This window comes from Zeaxanthinibacter enoshimensis, from assembly GCF_004362865.1.
Classification (GTDB): domain Bacteria; phylum Bacteroidota; class Bacteroidia; order Flavobacteriales; family Flavobacteriaceae; genus Zeaxanthinibacter; species Zeaxanthinibacter enoshimensis.
Genome location: NZ_SNYI01000008.1, coordinates 1 through 2,894 on the forward strand (window position 1 = coordinate 1; position 2,894 = coordinate 2,894).

Sequence of the window (2,894 nt, forward strand, 5' to 3'; positions counted from 1 at the left end):
CGGAAAATAACTCCTTGTATGATTACCTGGGCTTGCCTAAGGTTAGTTCCAAACAACTGCCACAATCCGCTACGGCGCATAGCCCTGACCGTTGTGTGCAATGTAGAAAATGCAAATACTAATTATCTTAATAGCGACCCTTTTCATTTCCAGTTGTAACGGAACTAAAAATCTGACCGAGCTATCAGTATTAACAATTGATAACCGACCTGTAAACAAATTGATCGTGGACAGAAAACCCGATTACGGAATTGATGGAAGGGACGGATGCGTTGTTATGGGAGAAATTTCGATGGACATATATGGATTTGAAAATGGAAAATCAATACGCGGAAAAGTATTCGGGTCGGAAACAAGAGATCCTTTAGTAAATGCAAAATTGACTTTATTTATTGACCAAGAAGGTTCGACTAAAAAAATTGAAATTGTGGCAAATGAAGACGGAATTTACCAATCTGTACTGAACGGAAAATTGAGTAAAATTGAGGTGGATTATATCGCATATCGGACTTTAAGAATTGACATTGGAAAACTTTAAAAACACTGCACACAACATCGGCTATATGCCATAGCTTCCCTCCTGCACTCAAGAAAATTTACTCTATATTTAATACCTAATTAATCTGGTCAGCGCTTTGCGAAAGCCAGTTGTTTGGAGAGATCATGGAATGGTGATCTTGGGATGATAACTCCTTGTATGATCGCTTGGGCTTGCCCGGTGCCAGCTCCAAACAACTGTCCAAAGTCGCTACGGCGCATAGCCCTGCACGTTGTGGTTAATTTTAAAAAGAACATTTGTAAATGCGAACAAAATACTTTCTGCTACTCTTTGTTCTACTTCATCTCGTATATACTTCGTGCGGTACAACCCGTTCAATATCCTCCTCGAATGTGAAAGTGCACTATCTCAAAAAGGAATTTTGGAAATTACCGGATGTAATAATCGAGGTTTATGATTTTAATACAAAAAAGAGTTGGCCGGCCTTTATAGAGGTAAATGGCCTAATACAAGATTGGGATCGAGAGGGTGATGAAATGGGAAAATTTAAACTACAACTTAGACCAGGTAAACATAATTTGGTCATAGCTAGTATTGGAATGGAAACATTAACTCTCAAAAAACTTAATGTAACTGAAAGCGACTCAATAATTATAAAGGCCTATTTAGAAGATTCAAAAGAAATTCTCTATGATCATTAAAACTAACCACAACAACGGCTATAATTCAGCGCTGCTTCCGGTATTCCGAAAATTTCCTACATTTATTCCGCACTAAACCAGGCCAGACTGTGAGGTCGGCGTCGCGCTTTGCCAATCTGCCTGCCGGCAGGCAGGCGCTAACTACTCCCGGTAAAAAACACCGGGAGATCCACCGCTTGCGCAACGCCGCAAAACAGCGCCGAAATCATAGCCCTGACCGTTGTGCTTCATTTGAAAAAGGAAACCGATAAAATTAAGAGGGTTGAGATTGACGAAAAAGGTCAACTACTGATTTTTCCAGAGACCTTGAAATTTCCGATGATCTATAGAACGGCTACCGAAGTACATTGGGACCCGGAATGTAAATGTCTCTACTCGCCACGACCAAGGGAATGGACGTATTACGATTGGTATAAACACATTCTTGAAGTGGTGGAAAATGAAGGAAACTACAAACTCAAACTGACTGACAGAACTGAATGGAACAACATTCCCAAAGAATTGAAAACTGAAATTATGAAAGAAAGAAAAACGAAGCACAACAACGGCTATGAGCCATAGCTTCCTTCCTCCACTCAAGAATATTTACTCTATATTTAATAAATATATAAATCGGTTATTGCTTTGCGAAAGCCAGTTGCTTGGAAAGACATGGAAATGGTAATCTTGGGATGATAACTCCTTGTATGATCACTTAGGCTAGCCAGGGGTCAGCTCCAAACAACTGTCCAAAGTCGCTACGGCGCATAGCCCTGACCGTTGTACACAATTATGAGAAACTTTTGTATCTCGATCTTATTTTTGAGTTCAATTCAATTATTTAGTCAAGATACCAAGGCAATTGAACTACAAAAATACTGGATTAGCAAGGCTCAACAGGATTTACATACGAACAACGTATGGGGAGCATTTTGCCAGTATTATTTTGCATACGAAATGGCACCTGATAATGAGGAAGGGAAAAACTCGTTGGAGCTTGCAGACTCGCTTAGAACAATACTGCGAACGGATTTAAAACATAGACTTAAAGGAGTATGGAAAATCCACGTTTTCGGACGTATAAAATCTGAAAACGACAGGGCACATTACACCAGATTAGGAAAATTCTTGAAAATCTCAGACGATTCAATTGTATTCTTTAAGAGAAGAACAGATCTAAAATCAAACAATTTTAAATCCAAGCAAGCAATTAAGTTTTGTGACTTGGAGACCATGTTACCCGTATATAATGATATCATCCATAGTAATGGTAATATTTGGAATTATCATGTTGAGGAAAACGGAGAAGTATTGAGAATCACCGATAGCGGTGAATTACTTGGTGATAAAAGTAGATCAGAGATTATTAGTCATCCTTCAGGATATACATACAAGCGAATAAGATAACTGTGTACAACACTGGCTATAATTCAGCGCTGCTTTCCGTATTCCGAAAATTTCCTACATTTAAACCAAACTAAACCAGGCGAGACTGTGAAGTCGGCGTCGCGCTTTGCCAGCGCTAATTACTCCCGTCAAAAAATGTCGGGAGATCCACCGCTTGCGCAACGCCGTAAAACAGCGCCGAAATCATAGCCCTGACCGTTGGCAAACATTGTTAATGAAAATAATTCCAAAGTCTAATTTCGAATTTGAGACAATTCTCAAGCCAATAGAATTAAAGAAGAGCTTGGAAGATAATGTCATGCCAACAA

General features: G+C 39.3%; 4 protein-coding genes. All 4 read left to right on the plus strand.

What is annotated here, in order from left to right:
• The first annotated feature begins 226 nt into the window (after window positions 1-226).
• The 4 genes from CLV82_RS14605 to CLV82_RS14620 all read left to right on the plus strand — a co-directional run bounded on the left by CLV82_RS14605 (window position 227) and on the right by CLV82_RS14620 (window position 2,586).
• Window positions 227-538: a P-loop NTPase family protein gene (locus CLV82_RS14605; RefSeq protein ID WP_133645103.1), complete on the plus strand. Its 312-nt coding sequence runs from the start codon at window positions 227-229 to the stop codon at window positions 536-538.
• 263 nt (window positions 539-801) lie between these two features.
• Window positions 802-1,200, plus strand: coding sequence for a hypothetical protein (locus CLV82_RS14610; protein WP_166636724.1), 399 nt, complete (start codon window positions 802-804; stop codon window positions 1,198-1,200).
• A 222-nt stretch (window positions 1,201-1,422) separates the two neighbouring features.
• Window positions 1,423-1,761, plus strand: coding sequence for a hypothetical protein (locus CLV82_RS14615; RefSeq protein WP_243744233.1), 339 nt, complete (start codon window positions 1,423-1,425; stop codon window positions 1,759-1,761).
• Window positions 1,762-2,001: 240 nt separating this feature from the next.
• Entirely contained in the window at window positions 2,002-2,586 is a 585-nt protein-coding gene (locus CLV82_RS14620; protein ID WP_133645106.1) for a hypothetical protein, read from the plus strand.
• The last annotated feature ends 308 nt before the right edge of the window (window positions 2,587-2,894 follow it).

Bases quoted from the DNA above. Each gene is read 5' to 3' on its own strand.
- CLV82_RS14610 (WP_166636724.1), top strand. From the start codon at position 802: ATGCGAACAAAATACTTTCTGCTACTCTTTGTTCTACTTCATCTCGTA.